Genomic DNA, 23,927 nt, shown 5'->3' with positions numbered 1-23,927 from the left:
GTTCTTATGCGCCCTTGGCAGGACGAGGATCGCGACGCTCGGCAATACGTGCGCGCTTGCCGGTGCGGCCGCGCAGATAATAGAGCTTCGCACGACGCACGACGCCGCGGCGAACCACTTCGATCGAATCGATGTTCGGCGAGTAGAGCGGGAAAACGCGCTCGACGCCCTCACCGAAGCTCATCTTGCGAACGGTGAAGTTGGAGCCCATGCCGCGGTTCGAGCGCGCGATGCACATGCCCTCGAAGTTCTGGACGCGGCTACGCTCGCCCTCAACCACCTTCACGCCGACGCGCAGCGTGTCGCCCGCGCGGAATTCCGGAATATCCTTGCCGAGTGCTTCGATCGCTTCGGCTTCAAGTGTCTGAATGATGTTCATGGCATCAATCCTCTTTCGTTTCGCGCCGCGCGCCAGAGGGCGACCGATCCGGAACACCCCTGTGGCGTTCCCATAGATCCGGCCGCCGTGACCGTGTGATCTCTTCCGCCTTGGCCTTGCGCCAGGCAGCGATTTTCGCATGATCCCCCGATCGCAGCACTTCAGGGATCGTGCGCCCTTCCCATATTTGAGGTCGGGTGTAATGCGGATATTCAAGGAGGCCGTCTTCGAAGGACTCCTCCTCACCGCTGGAAGCCGCGCCCATTACGCCGGGAAGCAGCCGGATGCAAGCGTCCAGTAGCGCAAATGCGCCGATTTCGCCACCCGAGAGCACATAATCGCCGATCGACACTTCCTCGATCGGCCGCGCATCGAACAGGCGCTGATCGAACCCCTCGAACCGCCCGCACAGGATGGAGACGCCCGGCCCCGCCGCCAGATCGCGCACTCGCGTCTGCGACAACGGGCGTCCACGCGGTGTCATAGCGAGCAGCGGAGCATTGGGCTGCGCCTCCAGCGCATGATCGACGGCGCGTGACAGCACATCGGCGCGCAGCACCATGCCCGCGCCGCCGCCTGCGGGCGTGTCATCGACGGACTTGTGCTTGTCCTCGGCAAAATCGCGGATCTGGATGGGCGAGCAAGACCAGCGCCCGTCCGCCAGCGCCCGTCCCGCCAGACTGATGCCCAGCGGCCCGGGAAACATCTCCGGATACAGCGTCAGGATTTGCGCGGCGAAGGTCACGCCTCGTCGTCGAGCCACGCCGACGGAATGACGATCGCCTCCGCGGACTCTTCGGTCTGCGCGACAGGGACGAGCAGCGTCTTGCCTTCGATCAGATCGATCTCGATCAGATCGCCGGCGCCGAAGTCCTCCACCGCGAGAACGGTGCCGATGGTTTTGCCGTCCGGCGTGGTGCAGGGCCGCCCGATCAGGTCGACATGATAATATTCGCCCTCTTCCAGCGCCGGCAGCGCTGAGCGGGGGACGGTAAGTTCGGTGCCACGCAGCGCCTCGGCGGCGTTGCGATCAGGAATTTCAGCAAAGCGCGCAATGGCGCCGCCCTTGTTAGGGCGTATGCCCGATGGCGTCAGCTTGCCGCCATTGAAACTCTTGTGACGCTTCAGGCCCGCCAGGTCCTCGGTGAACAGCTTCAGCCGCACCTCTCCCTGCACGCCATGCGCGCCGGTGACGACGGCCAGAGTGACGGGCTTGTCGGACGGGTTCATGAGATGTGTGAGCGCAGACTTCTGGCAGTGCAGGCATCAGACGGGGAGGAGAGCGCGGCTCCCCTCCCCGTTGAGGGCCATCCGAAACCCGGACATCTGCCCCTCCCGCAAGCAGGAGGGGAGACGGCGATCAGCCCTCAGCCTTCTCTTCGCCTTCGATAGCCTCGGCAACCACCTCTTCGGTGGTCTCTTCCTTGGCTTCGTCGGAAGCAGGCGCGTTCTTCGCTTCTTCCTCGGCGGCCTTGGCGGCGGCAGCCTTTTCCTCGCGCTCCTCGGCGCGTTCCTTGGCCTTTTCGCCCGGCTCGGCCTTCTTCGGATTGTTGCGAGCCTTGCGCTCGACAACGCCGGCGGCATCCAGGAAGCGCATCACGCGATCGGAAGGCTGCGCACCGGCGGCGATCCAGTGCTTCGCGCGCTCGACGTCGAGCTTCACGCGATCTTCGCTGTCCTTGGGGAGCAGCGGGTTGTAGCTGCCGATCCGCTCGATGAACTTGCCGTCACGCGCGGCGCGCGAATCCGCCACCACGATCTTGTAATAAGGGCGCTTCTTGGAGCCACCGCGCGAAAGACGCATTGCTACTGCCATTGATATATTCCTTCTTCGTCAGTCGTTTGTTTGAGTTATTTGCGTTTCTTGTTCATGAGATTGGCGAGCTCGGGCGGCAAACCGCCCCCGCCCATTCCGGGCATGCCGCCCGCGCCGGGGCCGCCAATGGCGCCCATCGCCTCTTCCAGATTGCCGGACTTGCCGAACATCTCGGCCAGCCCTTTCAATCCGCCCATCTTGCGGATGCGCTTCATCGCGCGCGCCATTTCCTGATGCATCTTCAGGAGCTTGTTGACGTCCTGGACCGTGGTGCCCGATCCGATCGCCACGCGGCGCTTGCGCTTGGCGTTCATCAGGCCGGGCTTCTTGCGCTCCTCGCGCGTCATCGAACAGATGATCGCGTCCATATGCACCAGCATCTTGTCGTCCGCGCCGCTGGCGGCCATCGCCGCTTTGGCCTTTTTCATGCCCGGCATCATGCCCGCGAGCGCGCCGAGGCCGCCCATCTTGGTCATCTGCCGCAGCTGGGAGCGCAGATCGTCCAGATCGAACTCGCCCTTGGCCATTTTCTTGGCGAGCGCTTCGGCCTCATCCGCCTCGACCGAGGCGGCGGCCCGCTCCACCAGACCCACGACATCGCCCATGCCGAGAATGCGACCAGCCACGCGTTCAGGGTGGAACTGCTCCAGCGCTTCGGGCTTCTCTCCCGTACCGACGAACTTGATCGGGCGGCCGGTGACGGCGCGCATCGAAAGCGCCGCGCCGCCACGCGCATCGCCGTCCATGCGGGTCAGCACCACGCCCGTCAGCGGCACCTGATTGGTAAAGCTCTGCGCGACGTTGACGGCATCCTGGCCGGTCAGCGCGTCGACCACGAGCAGCGTTTCGGCGGGCTGCGCGGTATCGGACACCGCGCGCATCTCGTCCATCAACTGCTGATCGACGTGCAGGCGGCCCGCGGTGTCGAGCATCAGGACGTCGAAACCCTGCAGCTTGGCCGCCTGCATCGCGCGCTTAGCGATATCGACCGGCTGCTGCCCGGCCACGATGGGCAACGTCGCCACGTCAACCTGCGTGCCGAGCGTCGCCAGCTGTTCCTGCGCCGCCGGACGGTTGACGTCGAGCGAGGCCATCAGGACCTTCTTGCGATCCTTGTCCTTCAGCCGCTTGGCGATCTTGGCGGTCGTCGTCGTCTTGCCCGAGCCTTGCAGGCCGACCATCATGATGACGGCGGGCGGCGTGACCGCGATTTCCAGATCGGACGCTTCGGAACCGAGCATGCGGACGAGGCCGTCATTGACGATCTTCACGACCATCTGACCCGGCGTCACCGATTTCAGGACCGACTGGCCGATCGCCTCATCCGTAATCGACTCGACGAACTCGCGCACCACCGGCAGCGCCACGTCCGCTTCGAGCAGCGCGATACGCACCTCGCGCAGCGCCGCGCGCACGTCCGCTTCGGACAGCGCGCCCCGGCCCTTCAAGCGGTCGAACGTGCCGGAGAGCCTGTCGCTCAGCTTCTCGAACATAACCCAAAAACCTTTCAGCCCAGCGCCAAACGCAAAAATCGCCGGTGGGCGAGAACTCGCCGACCAGCGCGATTGCGTATGACAACCGGATAGCTTGATGGCTGCCCCGAAAGGCTGCCTAGCGATACGCGTTTAGCGTGGTGCGCGGGCAATTGCAACGCCGTTACGCGAGCGACGCGTCTGTAAGCTGTCAACGCAGTCTGACGTTAAGTTCTATTAACCTTATCTTCGGACGTTTCCGGCAAGGAGGGCTCTCACCGTCGGGGGGACGCCCATGAATCAAAGTAACAGCAACAGCGGACTCCGCGCCACGCGAGGCGCTCAGCGCGACGTCATCGCCGGTGGAATCCTGTTTGCCGCCATCATCCTGTTCGTGGGAACCGGCGGGTCGGTCGTCTCCGCCGTGGTGCGTCAGCTGCAGGGTGTGGGCGAAACCGACAACCTGATGGTCACCGCGTTATTGCTGAATATTGCGCTCATCATATTTGGCTGGCGCCGCTACCGTGAGCTGATGAGTGAAATGGGCGAGCGGATCGCGGCGGAAGACCGGGCGAATAAGCTTGCTGTTACCGATCCGCTGACCGGCCTCGCCAATCGCCGCGGGGTCGCAGAAGATGCCGCGGAACTGTTCATGCAAGCCCGCAAATCCCAACGGCAGCTTGCTTTCCTCATGCTTGATCTTGATGATTTCAAACGGATTAATGATCTTTACGGGCACGAAGCGGGCGACGCCGTTCTCAGCGCGATTTCTGCGCGCATGCGTGAGGTGACGCCGCCTGAAGCGCTGCTGGCAAGGCTTGGCGGTGATGAATTCGGCTGCGTCATCCTCTATGATGCGGATGCCCCCGAAACGGTTGAGACGATGGCGTCGAATCTGGTTGAGAGCATCGCGCGCCCCGTCGTCCATGAAAAGAACGCCTTCGATATCACCACCTCGATCGGCATCAGCAGCAGCAAGAGCGGCGCGGAAAGCGTCGAGATCCTGATGCGGCGCGCGGATATCGCGATGTATGCCGCCAAGCGGCTGGGCAAAGATCGCTTTGCCTGGTTCGAGCCGGGCATGGAGGACGAGCTCCATGCTCGCAATGATGTCGAGCTGGCCATGCGCCGCGGCATCCCGCTCGGCGAATTCATGCCCTATTTCGAACCGCAGATCGATCTTGCCAGCGGGCAGTTGATCGGGTTCGAGATGCTGGCGCGATGGATGCATGACGGCATGCTGGTAGAGCCGGACACCTTCATCGCCATCGCCGAAGATACCTCGTTGATCGAAAGCCTCTCCCTCGCGATTATGGAACAGGCGATGATCGAGGCGCGCGGGTGGCCGGACCATATCTCGCTGTCGGTGAATATTTCGCCCGTCCAGCTGCGAGATCCATGGATGGCGCAGAAGATCGTGAAGTTGCTGACTGAAACCGGCTTTCCCGCACGGCGGCTGGTGGTGGAAATCACCGAAAGCTCCCTGTTCCAGAATCTGGAGCTGGCGCAGACGATCGTCACAAGCATGAAAAATCAGGGAATCCGCGTGGCGCTGGACGATTTCGGAACGGGCTACAGCTCGCTGTCCCATCTTCGCGCATTGCCGTTCGACCGGATCAAGATCGACAAGAGCTTCGTGCTCTCGATGGCCGAAAGCGCCGACAGCCGCGCGATCGTGAAGGCGGTGGTGGGGCTTGGCGATAGTCTGGGTCTACCCGTCACGGCGGAGGGTATCGAAGATGCTGATACGGCGCAGCGAATGCGCGAGATGGGAGCGGAGATCGGCCAGGGCTATCATTACAGCCGCCCCGTCGGCATCGAAGGCGCACGCCGCCTGCTGGGCGATTACGGCATGCCCATCATCACCGATGCGCAGCGCGAGACCGCGGCTCTCAGGGAAGATGACGAGCGCCGCGCCGCCGGTTGACCTGATGCCCCGGCACCGCTGGACTTGAGAGCCCCGCGAACCTAAAGCGCGGGCCATGCACAATGGCCGCTTTCACAAGATGCACGGGCTCGGCAACGACTTTGTCATCGTCGATGCGCGCGAAGAGGATCTCGCACCCTCCCCCGCCATGGCCGCCGCCATCGCCGATCGGCATCAGGGCATCGGCTGCGACCAGCTTATCGTGCTGGAACAGAGCGAGCAGGCAGACCTGCGCATGCGCATCTACAATGCGGACGGCAGCGAGGCAGAGGCCTGCGGTAACGCCACGCGCTGCGTGGTGGCGCTGATCGGGCGCGACATCGAAATCGAAACCAGTGCCGGAACGCTTCAAGGAACAACCGGTGATCTGCCGGACGTGGCGATGGGCGTTCCGCGTTTCGGCTGGGAAGACATTCCGCTGGCCTATGCCGTCGATACCGCCGCGATGCCCGTCGGCTACGGCCCGCTGGAGCACCCGATGGCGGTGAATATCGGCAACCCCCACGCCATATTCTTTGTCGATGATGTCAACGCGGTCGACCTCTCAGCTCTTGGTCCGGAGATCGAGCATGACCCGCTGTTCCCGGCGCGCGTTAATGTGAACGTCGCCGCTATCCGCGCCGATGGGGGCATCGACCTGCGGGTGTGGGAGCGGGGTGCGGGGCTGACGCTCGCCTGCGGCTCGGGCGCCTGCGCCACGGGCGTCGCGGCGATCCGGCAGAAGAAGGTGCAAAGCCCCGTCGCGGTCCATCTGCCCGGCGGCGTCCTTACCATTTCCTGGGCCGAGGGCGAAGCGGTGCGGATGAGCGGCCCCGCCACCTATGTCTATGACGGGCGCACCGACTGGAGCCGCTTCGCATGACCGAGACGATTTCGCTCGGCTGCCGGCTCAACATCGCGGAAAGCGACGCGATTGCCGCATCGCTCGGCACGCGCGACGATCTGATCGTGGTGAACAGCTGCGCGGTCACGAACGATGCCGTGCGCCGCACCCGGCAAGCCATCCGGCGCGCCCATAAGCGCCGCCCGGATGCGCGGATTGTCGTGACCGGCTGCGCCGCACAGATCGCGCCGCAACATTTTGCGGAAATGCCGGAAGTCACGCGCGTGATCGGCAATGCGGAGAAGGCAGATGCCAGCCTTTACCCTCGCCCAGCATCCGCTAGTCCTGAGCTTGTCGAAGGACGTGCATCGGGCGGGGACTTTTCAGCTGCCGAGCACCGCCCTTCGACAGGCTCAGGACTTACGGCTCTGAGTTTGGAGACCGAAGCCAAGATCCGCGTAAGCGACATCATGGCTGTACGAGAGACCGCGCCGCATCTGGCGGCCAGCTTCTCGGACCGCGCCCGCGCCTTCGTCGAAGTGCAAAATGGATGCGACCATCGCTGTACCTTCTGCATCATCCCCTATGGTCGCGGAAACAGCCGATCGGTGCCCGCGGGAGCGGTCGTAGACCGCGTCAAAGCGCTGGTGGACGACGGCTTTGCCGAGATCGTGCTGACCGGCGTGGATGTTACCAGCTTCGGTGCCGATTTGCCCGGCACGCAAAATCTCGGCCAGCTTGTCGAGCGTATCCTCGCCGCCGTCCCCAAACTGCCTCGTCTGCGCCTGTCATCGCTCGACGGTATCGAGGTCGACGACCGGCTGTTTGCGCTGCTGACCCAGGAACCGCGCGTGATGCCGCACATCCATCTCTCGCTGCAGGCGGGCGACGACATGATCCTGAAGCGCATGAAGCGCCGCCACAGCCGCGCGCAGGCGATCGACCTCGTCCAGCGCCTCAAAGCGGCGCGGCCCGAGATCGCGGTCGGCGCGGACATCATCGCAGGCTTCCCCACGGAAACCGAGGCGATGTTCCAAAACAGCCTGCGGATCGTGGAAGAGTGTGAGATCGTCCACGGCCATATCTTTCCTTATTCGGCGCGCACCGGCACCCCTGCCGCACGCATGCCACAGGTGAACGGAACCGCAATCAAACAGCGCGCCGCGCAGCTGCGCCAGGCGGTGGAGTGCCGCCGCGCGACATGGCTGGGCTCGCTGATCGGCAGCGTTCAGCCTGTGGTGGTGGAGAAGGACGGGCACGGGCACGCGCCCAATTTCGCCAGGCTGCGCGTTCCTAAAGATAAACAATCGCGGATCGGCAGCATCGTGCCGCTGCGCGTCACCGACATCGATAACGAAACCCTCATCGGAGAAGCAGCATGAGCAGCAAGCCAAGCTGGCGCGACCGGCTGTTCGGTGGTCTGAAGGGCACCAGCCAGCGCCTTAGCGGCAACCTCGCCGGCATTGTCGGTGCCGGGCGGCTGGAGCCGCACGATCTCGACCAGATCGAGGACGCGCTGATCATGTCCGATCTTGGCCCCGAAACCGCCGCGCAGATCCGCGACAAATTGGCCGCCGAACGCTTCGAAGGCGGCGTGACCGAATATGCCGTCATGCAGGTGGTGGAGCGAGAGATCGCCGCCATTCTGCGCCCCGTGGCCGAGCCGCTGGAGATCGACGCCTTTCCTCGTCCGCAGGTCATCCTGGTCATTGGCGTCAACGGATCGGGCAAAACCACCACCATCGCCAAGCTCGCGCATAATTTTGTGGAGCAGGATTATGGCGTCATGCTGGCGGCGGGCGACACGTTCCGTGCAGCCGCGATCGGCCAGCTGAAGATCTGGGCGGACCGGATCGGCATTCCCATCATCAGCGGCAAGGAAGGCGGCGATGCGGCCGGCATCGTCTACGACGCTGTAAAAGAAGCAACCGCGACGGGCATCGACGTGCTGATCGTCGACACCGCCGGACGCCTGCAGAACAAGCGCGAGCTGATGGACGAACTGGCCAAGATCCGCCGTGTGCTGGGCCGTCTTAACCCGGAAGCACCGCATGATGTCGTGCTCGTGTTGGACGCCACCACCGGGCAGAACGCGATCAATCAGATCGAGACGTTCAAGGAAGTGGCGGACGTCACCGGCCTTGTCATGACCAAGCTGGACGGCACTGCGCGTGGCGGCGTGCTGGTGGCGGCAGCCAAAACGCAGGGTCTGCCGATCCACGCGATCGGCGTTGGCGAGACGCTGGACGACCTGAAACCCTTTGATCCGGACGAACTGGCGGCTGCAATCGCCGGGGACACGCAGTGACCGACGCGCACGGCCCCGCCGCGGCAACCGACGCCGCGCCGCCGAGGAAGAAGAACGGCCTTCTCAGCTTCGCGCTCGATTTCGGGCCGTTGCTCTTGTTCTTTCTGTCCTATCGCCTTTTCGATCCGGGCGACAATCCGGTGTCCGCCGCGGTCTATTCGACCGGGGTGTTCATGCTCGCGATCGTCGTCGCGCTAATCTTGTCATGGGTGCTTTTGGGCAAGATATCGCCGATGCTCTGGCTCTCGGCGATCCTCGTCATCGGCTTTGGCGGCCTCACTATCTATTTCGGCGATCCTGCGTTCATCCAGCACAAGCCGACAGGCATCTACGCGCTCTTTGCTATCACCATCTTCATCGGGCTGCTTCGGGGCAAACCGGCCATCCGCTATTTGCTGGAATATGCCTTCGAAGGACTGTCGCACGAAGGCTGGATGAAGCTGTCTCGCAACTGGGCGCTGTTTTTCCTGTTCCTCGCCATCGCAAATGAGGCGATCATCGCGCTGTTCGATTTCGACACCTGGCTGACCCTGAAGGTCTGGGGCGTCACGGCGCTTACGTTGATCTTTGCGGTAGCCAACGTCCCCATGCTGATGCGCCACGGCCTGAAAGTGGATGACGAGGAGGAAGCGGTCGAAGTCCCGCCGCAGGGGTGAACCTGACCTCGGTACGATATTCTGTTTGCCCGGCTTATTGCGAAGGACCGCCTTTGCTCTCCCTTCTCGCTGCGGGGAGTAAGAGGACGACGCTTCAACAAGTTCGACCTGAACGGAGCTGACCGAGCCTGTTGATAGAAAAAGGGCCGCCCCGCGGGACGGCCCTTCCTGCTTTACTAGGGTAAGGCTCAGGCGCTCTGGTCGGCCCGCTCGATGCCCTTGCCGTCGAGATTCTTCCCGACGAAATCCCAATTGACGACGTCCAACAGTGCGTCGACATAGTCGGGGCGCGCGTTCTGATAGTCGAGATAATAAGCATGCTCCCACACATCGAGCGTGAACACCGGCTTTTTGCCCTGATGCGCGATGGGGGTGTCGGCGTCATGGAAGCTGGTGATTTCCAGCTTGTCGCCATCCAGCACGAGCCATGCCCAGCCGCTGGCGAAGTGACCGGTCGCCTCTTCCTTGAACTTCTTCTTGAAGTCTTCGACCGAACCGAAATCGCGCTCCAGCGCGTCCTTCAGCTCACCAGACGGTTTGCCGCCTTCCGGTGCCAGGCATTCCCAGTAGAAGCTGTGGTTCCAAACCTGCGCGCTGTTGTTGAACAGGCCGTTGTCGCCCTGGCTCTTGGCGTGAAGGATTACTTCGCTCAGCTTCGGGCTGGACAGGCCGGTCTTCTCGATCGCGGCATTGGTTTTGTCGACATACGCCTTGTGGTGCTTGCCATGATGATAATCGAAGGTGTCTTCGCTGATCGTGTCGCCGAAGGCGGTCTTCGCATAGGGAAGATCGGGAAGCGTGAAAGCCATGGGGAATTCTCCGTTTTCGTGTCGAGACTGAACTGTCGTCCGGTCAATGAGAGAGCCAGCCGTTTGTTCCGGCGCGGCAACGACTTGCGAGCCATTCTCAATAGCCCCCCGACCTAGCACTGGCGCTTTGATCTGCGCTTTCCTATGCTCGCGGCGTCGAATGTGCGGAGGCAGATGGAATGCAGTTTCTGAAGACCCTTTTTTGGGTGGCGCTGGCAGTGGCGCTGGTGGTGTTCTCGGCCAATAATTGGGAGCCGGTGTCGATCGGGCTGTGGGGTGGCCTGCGCATGGATACCAAGCTGCCCGTGCTGGTGATCGGCGCGTTTCTGGTCGGTTTCCTGCCTCTCTACCTTGTCTATCGCACCATGCTCTGGCGGATGCGCCGCCGTATCGCGACGCTTGAGGCCGCAAACCGCCCGGTCACGACGCATTATGAGCACGAGACCGCTCCCGTCAGCGAACCGGCAAGGCCCGCATCGACCATCGACCGGGAGACGGATATCCAGCGGGGGCCTGCCGCAATATGACCAACCCGCTCTACGCCGCGATCGACACGCCTTATCTGGATCATGCCTGCGATCTGGCCAGAAAACTGAAAGGCCAGGTCGGCGGCCTGAAGCTGGGCCTCGAATTTTTCTGCGCCAACGGCCACCATGGCGTGCATGAGATCGCCCATTTCGGCATGCCGATTTTTCTCGACCTCAAGCTGCATGATATCCCCAACACCGTCGCCAAGGCGATGCAGGCTATTCATGTGCTGGAGCCGGCCATCGTCACCGTTCACGCCTCGGGCGGCCGCGCAATGATGGAGGATGCGAAGGCCGCCGCCGGCGTTTCCACGAAGGTGGTGGCGGTGACGCTGCTCACCAGCCTCGATGAAGAAGACATGGCGTCTACCGGCATCGGCGGATCGCCTCACGATCAGGTCCGCCGCCTCGCCGATCTGGCGGCAGAGGCCGGGCTCGACGGAATCGTGTGTTCGGGCCATGAGGTGAAGGCCGCGCATCAGGCGTGGAAGGACGGCTTTTTCGTGGTTCCCGGCCTGCGTCCGGCCAACGGCGATGAAGGCGATCAGAAGCGCACCGTAACGCCGCGCGCCGCGCGCGACGCGGGCGCTTCCGTACTAGTCGTCGGCAGGCCGATTACCAAGGCCGATGACCCTGCCGCCGCCGCGCGCGCCATCTCTGGCACGCTGTAGCTCCCGTTTAGGGCGCTGCGCGTAACCCGCGCCACCTTTGCAATCTTACGCGTGGTCCTACATGGGAACGCGTGACCGACCCCGCTTCTGTCGGGGACATAAAGTTTGCGAGATGAGTTCATGACCGACATTAAAATCTGCGGCCTTTCCACGCCCGAAACCCTCGATGCCGCGGTAGACGCCGGCGCGACGCACGTAGGCCTTGTCCATTTCGAGCCAAGCCCACGCCACGTCTCGCTGGAAGACGCGGTCAAGCTGCGCCGCCGCGCGCCGAGCGAGGTCAAGGTGGTGCTGCTGCTCGTCAACGCCGATCCGATGGCGACTGCAAAGGCGGTGCAGGAAGTGCAGCCGGATGTGATCCAGTTCCACGGGCGGGAGGCACCGCAATGGCTCGCCGCACTGCGCGGCAAGCTGCCGATGGAAATCTGGAAGGCCTTCGGCGTGCGCGATGCCGAGCAGATCGCCAACGCCTATCAGTTCGATCAGGCCGCGGACCGCATGCTGTATGATGCGCCCGCCAAGAAGCTGCCGGGCGGCAACGGCGAGGGGTTCGACTGGTCGATCGTTGCCAATCACGATCATCATCTGCCCTGGGGGCTTGCCGGCGGTCTTGATCCCGAAAACGTCGTCGAGGCGATGGCTGCAACAGGCGCGCCGCTGGTCGACGTGTCTTCCGGCGTGGAAAGTGCGCCCGGCGTCAAGGATATAGACTTGATCCGGCGCTTCTGCGAAGCGGTCCGCGCGTTCGACGCCCCGCGAAATTAGGATCGTTCGAATATTAAAGCGAACGAACAAGATGGTGATATGACCGAGACTCCTCTCCCCAACAGCTTCCGCTCCGGCCCGGACGAGCGCGGTCATTTCGGCGCCTATGGCGGCCGTTATGTCGCCGAAACGCTGATGCCGCTGATCCTGGATTTGGAGCGCGAATATCGCGCCGCCAAAGAGGATGCTGCTTTCAAGGCCGAGTTCGACGATCTGCTCGAACATTATGTCGGCCGCCCCTCCCCGCTTTATTATGCCGAGCGGCTGACGGAACATGTTCGCGAGAGCGCCCCTGCCGGCAAGGGCGCACAAATCTGGTTCAAGCGTGATGAGCTGAACCATACCGGCGCACACAAAATCAACAATTGCGTCGGCCAGATCCTGCTCGCACGCCGCATGGGCAAGACGCGTATCATCGCGGAAACTGGCGCGGGCCAGCATGGCGTCGCCACCGCCACCGTCGCCGCGCGCTTCGGCCTGCCCTGCGTCATCTATATGGGCGCGCGCGACATGGAGCGGCAGGCGCCCAATGTCTTCCGCATGAAGCTGCTCGGGGCAGAGGTCATCGGCGTCGAGAGCGGCGCGCGCACGCTCAAGGATGCAATGAACGAGGCGCTGCGCGATTGGGTCGCGAACGTCCACGACACCTTCTACATCATCGGCACCGCGGCGGGTCCGCATCCCTATCCGGAACTGGTGCGCGATTTTCAGAGCGTGATCGGTACCGAAGCCAAGGCGCAGCTGCAGGCGCGCACCGGCCGCCTGCCCGATCTGCTGGTCGCCGCGATCGGAGGCGGCAGCAACGCTATCGGCCTCTTCCATCCGTTTCTCGACGATCCCGATGTGAAGATGCTCGGCGTGGAAGCAGCGGGCGAAGGCCTGGAGAAAAAGCACGCCGCCAGCCTCGCAGGCGGCGCGCCCGGCATCCTCCACGGCAACAAGACCTATCTCTTGCAGGATGAAGACGGCCAGATTGCCGAGGCGCACTCGATCAGCGCCGGCCTCGATTATCCCGGTATCGGCCCGGAACATAGCTGGCTGAAGGATTCGGGCCGCGTAGATTATGTGTCCGCCACCGACGAGGAAGCGCTCTGCGCGTTCCAGCTTCTGTGCAAGACCGAGGGCATTATCCCTGCACTGGAGCCCGCCCACGCCATCGCCAAGGTGATCGAAGCCGCGCGCGACATGGATGAGGACCGGATCGTCCTCGCCAATCTCTGCGGCCGCGGTGACAAGGACATCTTCACGGTGGCAGACGCGCTGGGTGTGGCAATATGACCCGCATCTCCGACGCCTTCGCCAAGACCCACGCCGCGCTCGTCTGCTTCGTTACGGCGGGCGATGGCGATACCGCCGCGAACCTCGATGCGCTCGTCGAAGGCGGCGCGGACGTGATCGAGCTGGGCATGCCGTTCACCGATCCGATGGCCGATGGTCCCGCGATCCAGGCGGCGAACCTGCGCAGCCTGTCCAAGGGCACCACCACCGCAGACATCCTGAACATCGCACGCGCTTTCCGGCAGCGTCATCCCGAGGTGCCGCTGATCCTGATGGGTTACGCCAATCCGATGGCACGTCGCGGACCCGAATGGTTTGCCGAGGCAGCGTCCGAAGCGGGCGTCGATGGCGTGATATGCGTCGATCTGGCGCCTGAAGAGGACGCCGAACTTGGCCCCGCGCTGCGCGAAAAGGGCATCGCACCAATCCGCCTCGCCACGCCCACCACTGACGAACGTCGTCTGCCCACCGTGCTCGATGGCGCCAGCGGCTTCCTCTATTATGTCTCCGTCGCCGGGGTCACCGGTAAGCAGCAGGCGACCGGCGGCAGCATCAACGAAGCGGTAGCAAAGCTGAAGGCGGCCACGGATCTTCCCATCGCGGTCGGCTTCGGCATCCGCACGCCCGATCAGGCCGCCGAAGTGGCGCGCCATGCGGACGGCGTTGTCGTCGGTTCCGCCATCGTCGATTTGATCGCCGAACATGGCGACCACGCCCCGGCAAAGGTTAAGGACTATGTCCGCAGCCTCTCCGAAGCTATACGCTCCGCCCAAGCCTAATTTTTCAGCCGCAGGAATCCGCCCATGAGCTGGCTCAACCGCGTTCGCAACGCCATTCCCTTCGTCGCCAAGCGCGAGACGTCCGAACATCTCTGGCACAAGTGCAAGGGCTGCGGCGAAATGGTGTTCCTCAAGGAATATGAGGACAATCAGAATGTCTGCCCCAAATGCGGGCATCACGGGCGAATTCGTCCCGAACCGAGGTTCGAGGCGCTGTTCGACAAGGGTAGCTGGAAAACACTGCCCACCCCGATGGTGCGCGAAGACCCGCTGAAATTCCGCGATTCCAAACGCTATGTGGATCGCCTGAAGCAGGCACGGCAGGCCACCGGTGAAAGCGACGCGCTGATCAACGCGATCGGCGAGATCGAGAAACAGAAGGCCGTGATCGGGGTGCAGGATTTCGCCTTCATGGGCGGGTCCATGGGTCTTGGCGTTGGCGAAGCGTTCATCCTGGGCACCAAGGCGGCGATCGAAAACAATTGCCCCTATATCATCTTCACCGCCAGTGGCGGCGCCCGGATGCAGGAGGGGATCCTGTCGCTGATGCAGATGCCCAAGATGACGGTGGGCGTGGAGCGGCTGAAGGCAGCGGGCCTCCCCTATATCGTCGTGCTGACCGATCCCACATCGGGCGGCGTGATGGCCAGCTATGCGCTGCTGGGCGATCTGCATCTGGCAGAACCCGGCGCCACCTTGGCCTTTACGGGCCGCCGCGTGATCGAAAACACGATCCGCGAAAAGCTGCCTGACGATTTCCAGACCAGCGAATATCTGCTCGATCACGGAATGGTCGACATGATCGTGGACCGCCATGATCTGCGCGAACGAATGTCCACGCTGATCGGCTATTTGATGGCGAACCGGCAGGACAAGGCGGCGTAACCCGCTCGGTAGGTCTCACCAAGTCCGTTCGCCCTTGAGTTTGTCGAAGGGCCTTACTTCTTCGTCGCATGAAAAAGCAGGGCTGCGACAAGCTTAGCCCGAACGGAGGTTGGAAAGGTTGGCTAATCTCGACGGTGCCATCTCCTCCGATGCCGCAGTCCAGCGCCAGCTCGACCGGCTGAACGCGCTATCCCTGCCGCAGGGTCGCATCGGACTGGATGCAATGCGCGTTCTGATGGAGCGGCTTGGCCATCCCGAGAAGGCCTTGCCTCCCGTCCTGCATATCGCCGGCACCAACGGCAAAGGCTCCACCGCCGCGTTTCTGCGCGCAATGCTGGAGGCGGACGGCAAGCGCGTTCATGTGTACACCAGCCCGCATCTCGTGCGCTTCAACGAGCGCATAAGGCTGGGTGGCTCGCTGATCGAGGACGCGCTTCTTACCGAATTGCTGGAGGAGGTGCTCGATCAGGCTGGCGATCTGGGTGCCAGCTTCTTTGAAGTCACCACCGCCGCGGCCTTCCTGGCATTCTCCCGAACCCCCGCCGAGGCCTGTGTGATCGAAGTCGGTCTGGGCGGCCGGCTCGATGCCACCAACGTCATCCCTGCCCCCGCCGTCTGCGGCATCGCCGCGCTGGGCATCGATCACGAAGCGTTTCTGCTTTCCGAAGAACCGGGGAGCCCGCCCGATCCGATGACCCGCATCGCCTGGGAAAAAGCGGGCATCGCCAAGACGGGCACACCGCTGGTCACACAGCTCTACGCGCCGGATATGATCGAAGCCATCGGTACAGTGGCAGAACGCACCGGCACCCCGCTTTTCCGGCGCGGCGCTGACTGGACCGCCGAGGTTCAGGAAGGCCGGTTGCGCTATCGTGATGCGGCAGGGGTGCTGGACCTGCCACTCCCCAACTTGCCCGGTGGCCATCAGGCGGAGAATGCCACGCTCGCCGCCGCCATGCTGCGGCATCAGCGATCGATAACCATCGCGGACACCGCAATCGCGCGTGGGATCACAGCGGCACAGTGGCCCGCGCGGCTGCAGCGACTCCAGCAAGGTCCACTCGCCAATCTCCTGCCGGATACGCGCATCTGGCTCGATGGCGGCCATAATATCAATGCGGGCGAAGCGTTGGGCGATTTTTTCAATACGCGGAGCGCACCCATGCCCATCGTGATCGGCATGCTCGCCAACAAGAATCCGGACGCGCTGCTCCCGCATCTAAAGCCGACGGGGATCGTTGCGCTGCCCGTTCCGGGGCACGAGTCGCATCCGGCTTCCGCATTCGGCGGATATCCGGTTCCGGTCACCCAAGCGGCGGACATCGAATCCGCGCTGCGGCTCTTCATAGCCGATCCTCCGAAAGAACTGCTTATCGCGGGATCGCTATATCTTGCCGGCGACGTGCTGCGGCAAAACGAGCAGGCGCCAAGCTGAACTCCCAATAATTGCGATTGACTTGCAATAGCGAATGATGGTTCAAGGAGCTTCCAACGCAAGGAGGCCTCATGACCGACCGCCCACGCCCGAAATCCGTTCAAGCGAACCGCAGCCATGCTGATGGCCCGAAGGGGCACACACCGCGCCACTGCCGCATGCTTCCGCACCCTGCACCGGCGCACGAAACCACCCGCATGCTCCTGTTCGCGTTTCGGCGCATGGCGCAGCATGGCCTGCGCGATGCCGTCGCGGCGGAGAGGATGCTGGGCCACTTCGGTGCGCATTTCCGCGCGCCGCTCATTCTCCTACGCGCCTTCGTGCTGGAGCTGGCGCAGAAAGGCGAACGCAACATCACCATCGCGCATTGCTGCACGCCGTGTATGACGGCGGACGAGGCGGCAATCCTGGCCGTGCTGGACGACCCTGAAACGTCAGCGCCGCAGCTGACGGCGCTGCTGGGCGGCGCGGATGCAGCGCACGCCCAGCAGATCGCCGAATGTCTGACGCATCAGCTCGCTGGAGCGCGCGCCTAGCTTTGCGCTTCGGCCTCCTGCACGATCTGGTCGCTTTCCTCCGCGCCGGCGGTGCCGAGCGACCTGTCAACAAGCCCGGTGCGGATCATCCACCAGAACAGGAACACGCCGGGCAGAGCGGCGAGCGTGGTGAGCAGGTAGAAATTCACATATCCCAGACCCTCGATCAGCGCGCCCGCGGTCGTCCCGGTCAGGAAGCGGCCCAGGATGCTGGCGGCGGCCGACAGCAAAGCGAAATGGGTGGCGGTGAATTTAAGATCACACAGCGCCGAGAGATAGGCGACGACGCAGACCCCGCCGATACCGCTGGCGAAATTCTCGAACCCGATCGCGCCGGCCATGCCCCAATTGCTGTGGCCGAGGGCGGCAAGGCCGGCGAAGCTGAAGTTGGACCCCGCCATCAGCACCAGGCTGAGCAGGACGGAGCGTTTCATGCCCATCTTGGCGTATAGAAACCCTCCGACGAACACGCCCGCGAGCAGCGCCCAGAATCCCAGACCGACATCGTAGAGCGCGATCTCGTCATTGCTGTAGCCAAGATCGTCGAACAGCAGGCGGAAGGTAAGGTTGGCGAGCGTGTCGCCGATCTTGTGCAGCAGCACGAAGATCAACACGGTCCAGGCGCCGTGGCGCGAGAAGAACTCGACCAGCGGACCGACCACTTTGGAGTCGGCCAGCATGCTCTCCCCGCTCGCCGCCTTCTTTCCGCTCGACGCCATCAGCCAGATCAGGATCGCCGCGCCCAGCGCCATCGCCGCGATGGCGATCAGGCCCAGTGTCTGCCCGCCTGTTTCGGTCAGCGGTGACCAACCCCAAAGCAGCACCGCAAGCAGCGCGGCGAGCCCGGGCAACAGCGTCCAGTTGATATGGCCCGATCGCCCTATGTCACGTGCGCGCCGCGCGGTCAGATCGAAAAAGGGAAACAGATAGCCGACGATCACCATCAGGCTGAGAATTTCGACGTCGAGCACCCGGTCGAGCAGCAGCGCCAAGCCATAAGCGACCGGAAAGCTCAGGATGAACAGCGCATAGGGCCAGCGGTCCATATATTGCGGCCAGAAGCGATCGACCTTGCGGGTCGGCTCGCCCATCACCAGCGCGGTCACGACGGCGGGCAGCGCGAGCAGCGCACAAGCGGCATAGGCCGCGCCCCAGCCCATCCGCGCGGCGATCACCAGCGCCAGAGATCCGGCCACCGCCGCACCGATCCGCCAGCCATATTGGCTCATGCCCGATCCGACGCCGAGTTGCCGCGGCTCGAGCAGTTCGATCCTATATCCATCGATCACGATATCGAAGGTGGCGCCGGCCACGCCGACCATGATGGCGGCCAGCGCGACCAAAGGCAGCGATCCCGTGGGATCGATATTGCCCAAAAAAGCCACTGCAGCCATCACGAGCAGGCCGATCAGCAGCATCCAGCTGCGCCGCTGGCCGATCCGCCCCAGCAGCGGAATGCGGAAGCGATCCACCGCCGGCGCCCAGGCCCATTTCAGATTATAGGCGAGGAATGTCAGCGCAAAGGCGGTGACCGCCGATTTTTCGATATTGTCCTGCGCCAGCCGCGTGGTCAGCGTCGCGCCGATCATGGCGAAGGGGAAGCCGGACGAGATGCCGAGGAACAAAGCGGCGATCGGGGCACCCTCGGTATAGGGCCGCACGCCTTCGGGCAGACTGCGCCGCCAGCCTGTATATTCCACCGTTTCGGTCATGTACGCGTCCCCTTCGATGGCTTGGCGAGGTCTACCGCCTCTTGTCCGTTCGTCTCCCCTCGTCCATTGCGCGAGCATGAACGACGGACGCAAGCGAAATAGCGGCGATGGACCGCGCGGGCCAGCAAAGCGGGATGGCAAGGACGCGCCCCGGCGATCTCCCAAGCGCGGCACCAAGGCTAGCGGTAAGGCGGCGCAGAAGGCTGCGGTTCAGCTGGGGCCACGTGAAAAGGCCGAATGGTCTCCGCTTGGCGGAGCCGGCGGCCCGCTGGATAAGGCCAAGGACGAACAGCGTATCGCCAAGCTGATGGCCCGCGCGGGAGTGGCCTCCCGCCGCGAAGTCGAGCGTATGATCGCCGACGGACGCGTTGCTCTGAACGGCCAGCTTCTGGAAACGCCCGCTACGCTTCTGAAAAATCTCGACGGGGTGACAGTCGACGGCAAACCGGTGGGTGAGCCGGAGGTCGCACGGTTATTTGCCTATCACAAACCTTCCGGCCTGCTCACCGCCGCGCGCGATCCGGGCGGGCGCCCGACCATCTACGATCGCTTGCCCCCCAATCTGCCGCGCGTGATGCCGGTCGGCCGCCTCGATCTCAACACCGAGGGGCTTTTGCTGCTCACCAACGATGGCGAGTTGAAGCGCTTGATGGAGCTGCCCAAGACCGGGATTGAGCGTACCTACCGCGCGCGCGCCTTCGGCGACATCAGCCAGGAACAGCTCGAAGATCTGATCGACGGGGTCGAGGTTGACGGCATGCGCTACGGCAAGATCGACGCCAATCTGGAACGGCGCACCGGCCGTAACCAGTGGATCGAAATGACGCTGACCGAAGGCAAGAACCGCGAAGTTCGCAAGGTACTCGAACATCTCGGCCTGCAGGTCTCCCGCCTCATCCGCACGCGCTACGGCCCGTTCACGATCGGCGATCTACAGCCCGGCGACGTCAGCGAAATCAAACGCGGCGATCTGGAACGGTTCGTAAAAGACCTAGGCTGAGCGCGAACGGAAGAGACCGGCTTTAACTGCGTCCGCGCTGCATCGCCCTGGCGATTGCCTTCATGGCGGCTTCGACGTCCACCTCCAGCGGCTCAGGCGTTTCAGCTTCCTGTTCCGGTACGGCCTCGCGCAGCGCCTCAGCGATCCGGCGCAATAAGGCATCAGCCTCGGCCGCAGCTTGTCCGTGCGGAAAATCCTTGCTGTGCGCGTTCATCGCCTCGCTCCCATGAGCAACTGCATGGCAGCGCAAAGGTTAACAGCCGCCCAAGCTTGCGCGGCTATCCACAGAAGATTAGCGGCAAAGCCATGAGGATCATTTCCGGACAGTATCGCGGTCGCAAACTCGCCGCTCCCAAGGGCGATGCCACACGCCCCACCGCCGATCGTACGCGCGATTCGCTATTTTCCATGCTCACGAGCCGCCTCGGCAGCTTCGATGAGTTGGCGGTGCTAGACCTGTTTTCGGGATCGGGCGCGCTGGGGCTGGAGGCGCTTTCACGCGGCGCAGCCTCCTGCCTGTTCGTGGAGCAGGACCGCGCCGCCCTCGACGCGCTGAAGGCTAACATCGCGGCATTGGGCGCAAAGAATGCGGAGGTTCGCGCCGGATCCGTCTTGGCCTTGGGGCAGGCCCGGCGCGCTTACGATATTGTACTGCTGGATCCGCCTTATGGAAGCGGCGCGGGGGGCGTGGCGCTGGATAAGTTAAACCGGCAAGGCTGGATCGCCCCATCCGCCTGGATCGCTCTGGAAACGGCGAAGACGGAAGCCGCGAATGCGCCCGGTTTCATAGTCGAAAGTGAACGCACAATAGGAAAAGGGCGGCTGACGCTGCTGCGCCCGCCGCCCTCCGACAGTTGATCCGGCCGTTTACCGGATCGATGTAAAAATTACTTGCGGCCCGGATTGACGCAATTGTCGGTCACCGTGCGGCTGCAGGTGGGATAGTCCTTGTTCATGGCGGACGCTGGCGGCTTCGCAGCGGCGCCGCTCATGGCTTCCCTATTGGTGCCCGAACCCATGCTTCCGGCCGGCTTGCGCATGGAACTGTTCATATTGTTGCCCTGACCGGCCATCGCGCCGGTGGTTCCGCGGGTGCTCGCGGTCGCACCGGTTGCGCTCTGCGCCGGGGGCGTCGCGGGCAGGCCGGCAGCCTTGCGAATCTGCATCCAGGCCTGGTCGCGCTGCGCCTGCGGCAGAGCCCAAAGCTGCGAACGCTGTTCTGCGTTTAGCGCGAAATACAGGCCCTTCTGCTGCAGATCCCAGCTATCGAAGCTGGCTTTTTGCTCCGCTGTCAGGCCGTTGTAGATGGCCTGCTGCTGCGGGTTCATGGTGGGCGACTGCTGCTGCATGGCCATATTGCCCTGCGCTTCCATCTGCCCGCTGGACATATCGTCGTTCTGCATCTGCGCGTAAGCGGCCGTCGAACCGAAGGCCAGAATAGCGGCGCTCGTCAGTAGGATCTTTCTCATAATATCTCTCCGTCTATGACGTCTGATTTCTTCCAACTCCGCCGCAACAACCAACGGAAGCGAAACGAAGTTCCTCCGCCTCCCTGCCGATCCGGCCTGATTGGACCATCGACTCGAACGCCTTGCCGCAAGCGCTGCACAACTCATCCGCAACGCCTTTCACGCGCACGACGCGCTTGCCGCATGCGCGCACGTTCCCTACCTGTTCGCTTATGTCCGAAGCGCCCGCCATCGATACCGCCCCCCTGCCCCCTTATGCTGCCAAGCTGAACGCTCCGCAGCGAGAGGCAGTGCTGACGACCGAGGGGCCGCTTCTCATGCTGGCGGGCGCTGGCACGGGCAAAACCGCTGCGCTGACCGCGCGGCTTGCGCATATTATCCACTCCCGCCTTGCCTGGCCAGGCGAGATCTTGGCGGTTACCTTTACCAACAAGGCCGCGCGCGAGATGCGCGAGCGTGTTGGGCGTATGCTGGGCGATACGGTCGAGGGCATGCCCTGGCTGGGCACCTTTCACGCCATCGGTGCCAAGATGCTGCGCCGCCATGCCGAGCTCGTGGGCCTTAAATCCAATTTCACGATCATCGATACCGACGATCAGCTGCGGCTTCTGAAGACGCTGATCCGCGAAGCCAATCTTGATGAAAAGCGCTGGCCCGCGCGCAGCCTCGCTTCGCTGCTTGATCGCTGGAAAAACAAGGGCCTCTCCCCGTCCGATCTGGACGAGGGAGAGAATGAGGCCTTTGCCAACGGCAAGGGCCGCATGATGTACCGCACCTATCAGGACCGGCTGAAGGCATTGAACGCCTGCGATTTCGGCGATCTGCTGCTCCACAATCTCGTCATCCTGAAGACGCATCGCGATGTGCTGGAGGGCTATCAGCGCCGCTTCAAATATATCCTGGTCGACGAATATCAGGACACCAACGCCGTCCAGTATCTCTGGCTGCGGCTGCTTGCCCAAGCCCGCAAGAACATCTGCGTGGTTGGTGATGACGATCAGTCGATCTATTCATGGCGCGGAGCAGAAGTCGCCAATATCCTGCGGTTTGAAAAGGATTTTCCCGGCGCCAAGGTGGTGAAGTTGGAGCAGAACTATCGCTCCACCCCGCAGATTCTGGCCGCCGCGTCTGGGCTGATCGGCGCGAACAGCGGCCGCCTGGGCAAGACCTTGTGGACGGAGGGCGAAGAGGGCCCGAAGGTGAAGGTCGTCGGCGTATGGGACGGGCCGGAAGAGGCTCGCCATATCGGCTCTGCGATCGAGGACCGGATGCGCGACGGCGTTTCGCTGGACGAAGTTGCCATTCTGGTGCGCGCCGGCTTCCAGACCCGCGAGTTCGAGGATCGGTTCATCCAGATCGGCCTCGATTACCGCATCGTCGGCGGCTTTCGCTTTTATGAGCGCGCCGAAATCCGCGATGCCATCGCTTACTTGCGCATCGTCAATCAGGAAGCGGACGATCTGGCATTTGAGCGCATCGTCAACACGCCCAAGCGCGGACTCGGCCAGAAGGCGGTCGAGACCATCCATCGCGCCGCCCGCGCCGAAAATGTGCCGCTATCGATTGGCGCGGCGCGCCTTGCCGATACCGACGAGCTGACGGGCCGGGCCCGAAACAGCGTCGCCGCGCTCACGGGTGATATCGCGCGCTGGCGCAAGGCTTCGACCGAGCTTTCCCCGGCGGAACTGGTCCGGCAAATCATGGACGAAAGCGGCTACAACGCCATGCTGGATGCCGATCGCACGCCCGAGGCCGCGGGGCGCAAGGAAAACCTGGTCGAACTCGCCCGCGCGATGGAGGAATATGGCAACCTCGGAGAATTCCTGGAGCATGTCAGCCTGGTGATGGACAGCGACGCCGGGGCCGATTCGCCCAAGGTCACCATCATGACGATCCACGCCGCCAAGGGTCTGGAGTTCGCGCATCTGTTCCTCGCCGGATGGGAGGACGGGGTGTTTCCATCCCAGCGGGCGCTTGACGAAGGCGGGCTTGCGAGCCTGGAGGAAGAGCGGCGCCTTGCCTATGTCGCGATCACGCGGGCGCGCGAGACCTGCACCATCCTCCATGCCGCCAACCGCCGCATCTATGGCCAGTGGACCAGCTCCATCCCCTCCCGCTTCATCGATGAATTGCCAGCTGAGCATATCGAGGAAGAAAAGACCATGGCCGGCGGCGAAAGCCTGTGGCGCGCCAATTGGAGCGCGGAGGCCGATCCTTTTGCGAACGTGTCCCGCGGGACCGGTCGCGGCCCCGGCTGGAAGCGGGCGGTGGCGGCAGGCGGCAGCGGCGGGGCCGACGGCAAACTCCCCGAAAATCACCGCAGCGCGGTCAGCTTGGGCGGCCAGGGGCGCGACGACGTAAGCGTGGGCATGCGCGTCTTCCACCAGAAATTCGGCTACGGCAAAGTGGAGGAGATCGAAGGCAACAAGCTGGAGATCGAATTCGAACAGTCCGGCCGCAAGCGCGTGATGGATACCTTTGTGGAGGTAGCTTGAGCAGCAGGACGCAGGTTTTGGAGAAATCCTTGCTGGAGCTATTATAGGCGACGGAGTTAAGCTTCTTGGTCGAGGCACTTGTTTCTACGCACGACAGCGCGTGTATGCCAGAATACATTTATAAGTCGGACGATTTTGCTGATCTACTGCGGCGTATGTTAAACGCTGTTAAGCAAAGATTTGCA

Annotated in this window: 25 protein-coding genes; 16 read left to right on the top strand and 9 right to left on the bottom strand. The window is 63.2% G+C overall.

All coding sequences use genetic code 11. The features are described 5' to 3' along the window. Positions 1-4: 4 nt before the first annotated feature. The 5 genes from rplS to ffh all read right to left on the bottom strand — a co-directional run bounded on the left by rplS (position 5) and on the right by ffh (position 3,688). Positions 5-379 carry a 50S ribosomal protein L19 gene (gene rplS, locus I6A82_RS09125; RefSeq protein ID WP_187336051.1) on the bottom strand — a complete coding sequence of 125 codons (375 nt, stop codon included), beginning with the start codon at positions 377-379 and terminating at the stop codon, positions 5-7. A gap of 4 nt (positions 380-383) precedes the next feature. Further along, complete coding sequence (gene trmD / locus I6A82_RS09120) at positions 384-1,124, bottom strand: tRNA (guanosine(37)-N1)-methyltransferase TrmD (protein ID WP_198094608.1); 741 nt, start codon at positions 1,122-1,124, stop codon at positions 384-386. Then, positions 1,121-1,609 carry a ribosome maturation factor RimM gene (gene rimM, locus I6A82_RS09115; RefSeq protein ID WP_198094607.1) on the bottom strand — a complete coding sequence of 163 codons (489 nt, stop codon included), beginning with the start codon at positions 1,607-1,609 and terminating at the stop codon, positions 1,121-1,123. The genes trmD and rimM overlap by 4 nt, the downstream gene beginning before the upstream one ends. Positions 1,610-1,739: 130 nt before the next feature. Next, complete coding sequence (rpsP, locus tag I6A82_RS09110; protein ID WP_198094606.1) at positions 1,740-2,195, bottom strand: 30S ribosomal protein S16; 456 nt, start codon at positions 2,193-2,195, stop codon at positions 1,740-1,742. A gap of 35 nt (positions 2,196-2,230) precedes the next feature. Next, positions 2,231-3,688, bottom strand: a complete 1,458-nt coding sequence (gene ffh / locus I6A82_RS09105; protein ID WP_198094605.1) for a signal recognition particle protein — start codon at positions 3,686-3,688, stop codon at positions 2,231-2,233. A gap of 274 nt (positions 3,689-3,962) precedes the next feature. Between ffh and I6A82_RS09100 the strand changes: the two genes are divergently transcribed. The 5 genes from I6A82_RS09100 to ispZ are packed head-to-tail and all read left to right on the top strand — an operon-like array spanning position 3,963 to position 9,381. After that, positions 3,963-5,594 carry a putative bifunctional diguanylate cyclase/phosphodiesterase gene (locus I6A82_RS09100; RefSeq protein WP_198094604.1) on the top strand — a complete coding sequence of 544 codons (1,632 nt, stop codon included), beginning with the start codon at positions 3,963-3,965 and terminating at the stop codon, positions 5,592-5,594. A gap of 55 nt (positions 5,595-5,649) precedes the next feature. Then, positions 5,650-6,456 carry a diaminopimelate epimerase gene (gene dapF, locus I6A82_RS09095; protein WP_198094603.1) on the top strand — a complete coding sequence of 269 codons (807 nt, stop codon included), beginning with the start codon at positions 5,650-5,652 and terminating at the stop codon, positions 6,454-6,456. Continuing rightward, a complete protein-coding gene (gene mtaB / locus I6A82_RS09090) occupies positions 6,453-7,799 on the top strand; it encodes a tRNA (N(6)-L-threonylcarbamoyladenosine(37)-C(2))-methylthiotransferase MtaB (RefSeq protein ID WP_198094602.1) in 1,347 nt (448 codons plus the stop codon). Before dapF ends, mtaB begins: the two co-directional genes overlap by 4 nt. Continuing rightward, entirely contained in the window at positions 7,796-8,725 is a 930-nt protein-coding gene (gene ftsY, locus I6A82_RS09085; protein ID WP_198094601.1) for a signal recognition particle-docking protein FtsY, read from the top strand. The genes mtaB and ftsY overlap by 4 nt, the downstream gene beginning before the upstream one ends. Beyond that, positions 8,722-9,381, top strand: a complete 660-nt coding sequence (ispZ, locus tag I6A82_RS09080) for a septation protein IspZ (RefSeq protein ID WP_198094600.1) — start codon at positions 8,722-8,724, stop codon at positions 9,379-9,381. The genes ftsY and ispZ overlap by 4 nt, the downstream gene beginning before the upstream one ends. Before the next feature lie 188 nt (positions 9,382-9,569). Here ispZ and I6A82_RS09075 read toward each other — a convergent pair whose 3' ends face one another. Beyond that, positions 9,570-10,190 carry a superoxide dismutase gene (locus I6A82_RS09075; protein WP_187336041.1) on the bottom strand — a complete coding sequence of 207 codons (621 nt, stop codon included), beginning with the start codon at positions 10,188-10,190 and terminating at the stop codon, positions 9,570-9,572. Positions 10,191-10,369: 179 nt separating this feature from the next. On the opposite strand from I6A82_RS09075, the gene I6A82_RS09070 reads away from it, so the two are divergent. The 8 genes from I6A82_RS09070 (at position 10,370) to I6A82_RS09035 (ending at position 17,066) form a co-directional block, all read left to right on the top strand. Then, complete coding sequence (locus I6A82_RS09070; protein ID WP_198094599.1) at positions 10,370-10,717, top strand: LapA family protein; 348 nt, start codon at positions 10,370-10,372, stop codon at positions 10,715-10,717. Next, positions 10,714-11,388, top strand: coding sequence for an orotidine-5'-phosphate decarboxylase (gene pyrF, locus I6A82_RS09065; RefSeq protein WP_198094598.1), 675 nt, complete (start codon positions 10,714-10,716; stop codon positions 11,386-11,388). Before I6A82_RS09070 ends, pyrF begins: the two co-directional genes overlap by 4 nt. Positions 11,389-11,508: 120 nt before the next feature. After that, a complete protein-coding gene (locus I6A82_RS09060) occupies positions 11,509-12,153 on the top strand; it encodes a phosphoribosylanthranilate isomerase (RefSeq protein ID WP_198094597.1) in 645 nt (214 codons plus the stop codon). A gap of 39 nt (positions 12,154-12,192) precedes the next feature. After that, the gene (gene trpB, locus I6A82_RS09055) at positions 12,193-13,431 is read left to right on the top strand and encodes a tryptophan synthase subunit beta (protein ID WP_198094596.1); all 1,239 of its coding nucleotides are present in this window, start codon (positions 12,193-12,195) and stop codon (positions 13,429-13,431) included. Further along, positions 13,428-14,210: a tryptophan synthase subunit alpha gene (gene trpA / locus I6A82_RS09050; RefSeq protein WP_198094595.1), complete on the top strand. Its 783-nt coding sequence runs from the start codon at positions 13,428-13,430 to the stop codon at positions 14,208-14,210. The genes trpB and trpA overlap by 4 nt, the downstream gene beginning before the upstream one ends. A 24-nt stretch (positions 14,211-14,234) precedes the next feature. After that, positions 14,235-15,095 carry an acetyl-CoA carboxylase, carboxyltransferase subunit beta gene (gene accD / locus I6A82_RS09045; RefSeq protein ID WP_198094594.1) on the top strand — a complete coding sequence of 287 codons (861 nt, stop codon included), beginning with the start codon at positions 14,235-14,237 and terminating at the stop codon, positions 15,093-15,095. 118 nt (positions 15,096-15,213) lie between these two features. Then, entirely contained in the window at positions 15,214-16,530 is a 1,317-nt protein-coding gene (locus tag I6A82_RS09040) for a bifunctional folylpolyglutamate synthase/dihydrofolate synthase (RefSeq protein ID WP_198094593.1), read from the top strand. Between the two features lie 71 nt (positions 16,531-16,601). Continuing rightward, positions 16,602-17,066, top strand: a complete 465-nt coding sequence (locus tag I6A82_RS09035; protein ID WP_198094592.1) for a DUF6628 family protein — start codon at positions 16,602-16,604, stop codon at positions 17,064-17,066. On the opposite strand, the gene I6A82_RS09030 is transcribed toward I6A82_RS09035, so the two are convergent. Beyond that, positions 17,063-18,778: an AmpG family muropeptide MFS transporter gene (locus I6A82_RS09030; protein WP_198094591.1), complete on the bottom strand. Its 1,716-nt coding sequence runs from the start codon at positions 18,776-18,778 to the stop codon at positions 17,063-17,065. The two genes, I6A82_RS09035 and I6A82_RS09030, sit on opposite strands and share 4 nt — an antisense overlap. 76 nt (positions 18,779-18,854) lie before the next feature. Here I6A82_RS09030 and I6A82_RS09025 point away from each other — a divergent pair, with 76 nt between their 5' ends. Beyond that, positions 18,855-19,778: a pseudouridine synthase gene (locus I6A82_RS09025; RefSeq protein ID WP_198094590.1), complete on the top strand. Its 924-nt coding sequence runs from the start codon at positions 18,855-18,857 to the stop codon at positions 19,776-19,778. 22 nt (positions 19,779-19,800) lie between these two features. On the opposite strand, the gene I6A82_RS09020 is transcribed toward I6A82_RS09025, so the two are convergent. Next, the gene (locus I6A82_RS09020; protein ID WP_198094589.1) at positions 19,801-19,992 is read right to left on the bottom strand and encodes a hypothetical protein; all 192 of its coding nucleotides are present in this window, start codon (positions 19,990-19,992) and stop codon (positions 19,801-19,803) included. 92 nt (positions 19,993-20,084) lie between these two features. On the opposite strand from I6A82_RS09020, the gene rsmD reads away from it, so the two are divergent. Beyond that, positions 20,085-20,636, top strand: a complete 552-nt coding sequence (gene rsmD, locus I6A82_RS09015; protein ID WP_198094588.1) for a 16S rRNA (guanine(966)-N(2))-methyltransferase RsmD — start codon at positions 20,085-20,087, stop codon at positions 20,634-20,636. A 29-nt stretch (positions 20,637-20,665) separates the two neighbouring features. Here the strand turns inward: rsmD and I6A82_RS09010 are convergent, their stop codons facing one another. Continuing rightward, positions 20,666-21,247 (bottom strand): hypothetical protein, encoded by a 582-nt coding sequence (locus I6A82_RS09010; RefSeq protein ID WP_198094587.1) that lies wholly within the window; start codon positions 21,245-21,247, stop codon positions 20,666-20,668. 212 nt (positions 21,248-21,459) lie between these two features. Between I6A82_RS09010 and I6A82_RS09005 the strand changes: the two genes are divergently transcribed. Beyond that, positions 21,460-23,742: an ATP-dependent helicase gene (locus I6A82_RS09005; protein WP_198094586.1), complete on the top strand. Its 2,283-nt coding sequence runs from the start codon at positions 21,460-21,462 to the stop codon at positions 23,740-23,742. The last annotated feature ends 185 nt before the right edge of the window (positions 23,743-23,927 follow it).

This window comes from Novosphingopyxis sp. YJ-S2-01, from assembly GCF_016093175.1.
Lineage (GTDB): Bacteria > Pseudomonadota > Alphaproteobacteria > Sphingomonadales > Sphingomonadaceae > Novosphingopyxis > Novosphingopyxis iocasae.
Note: the sequence above shows the minus strand (reverse complement) of the source record. Positions and strands in the feature narration are given on the sequence as shown.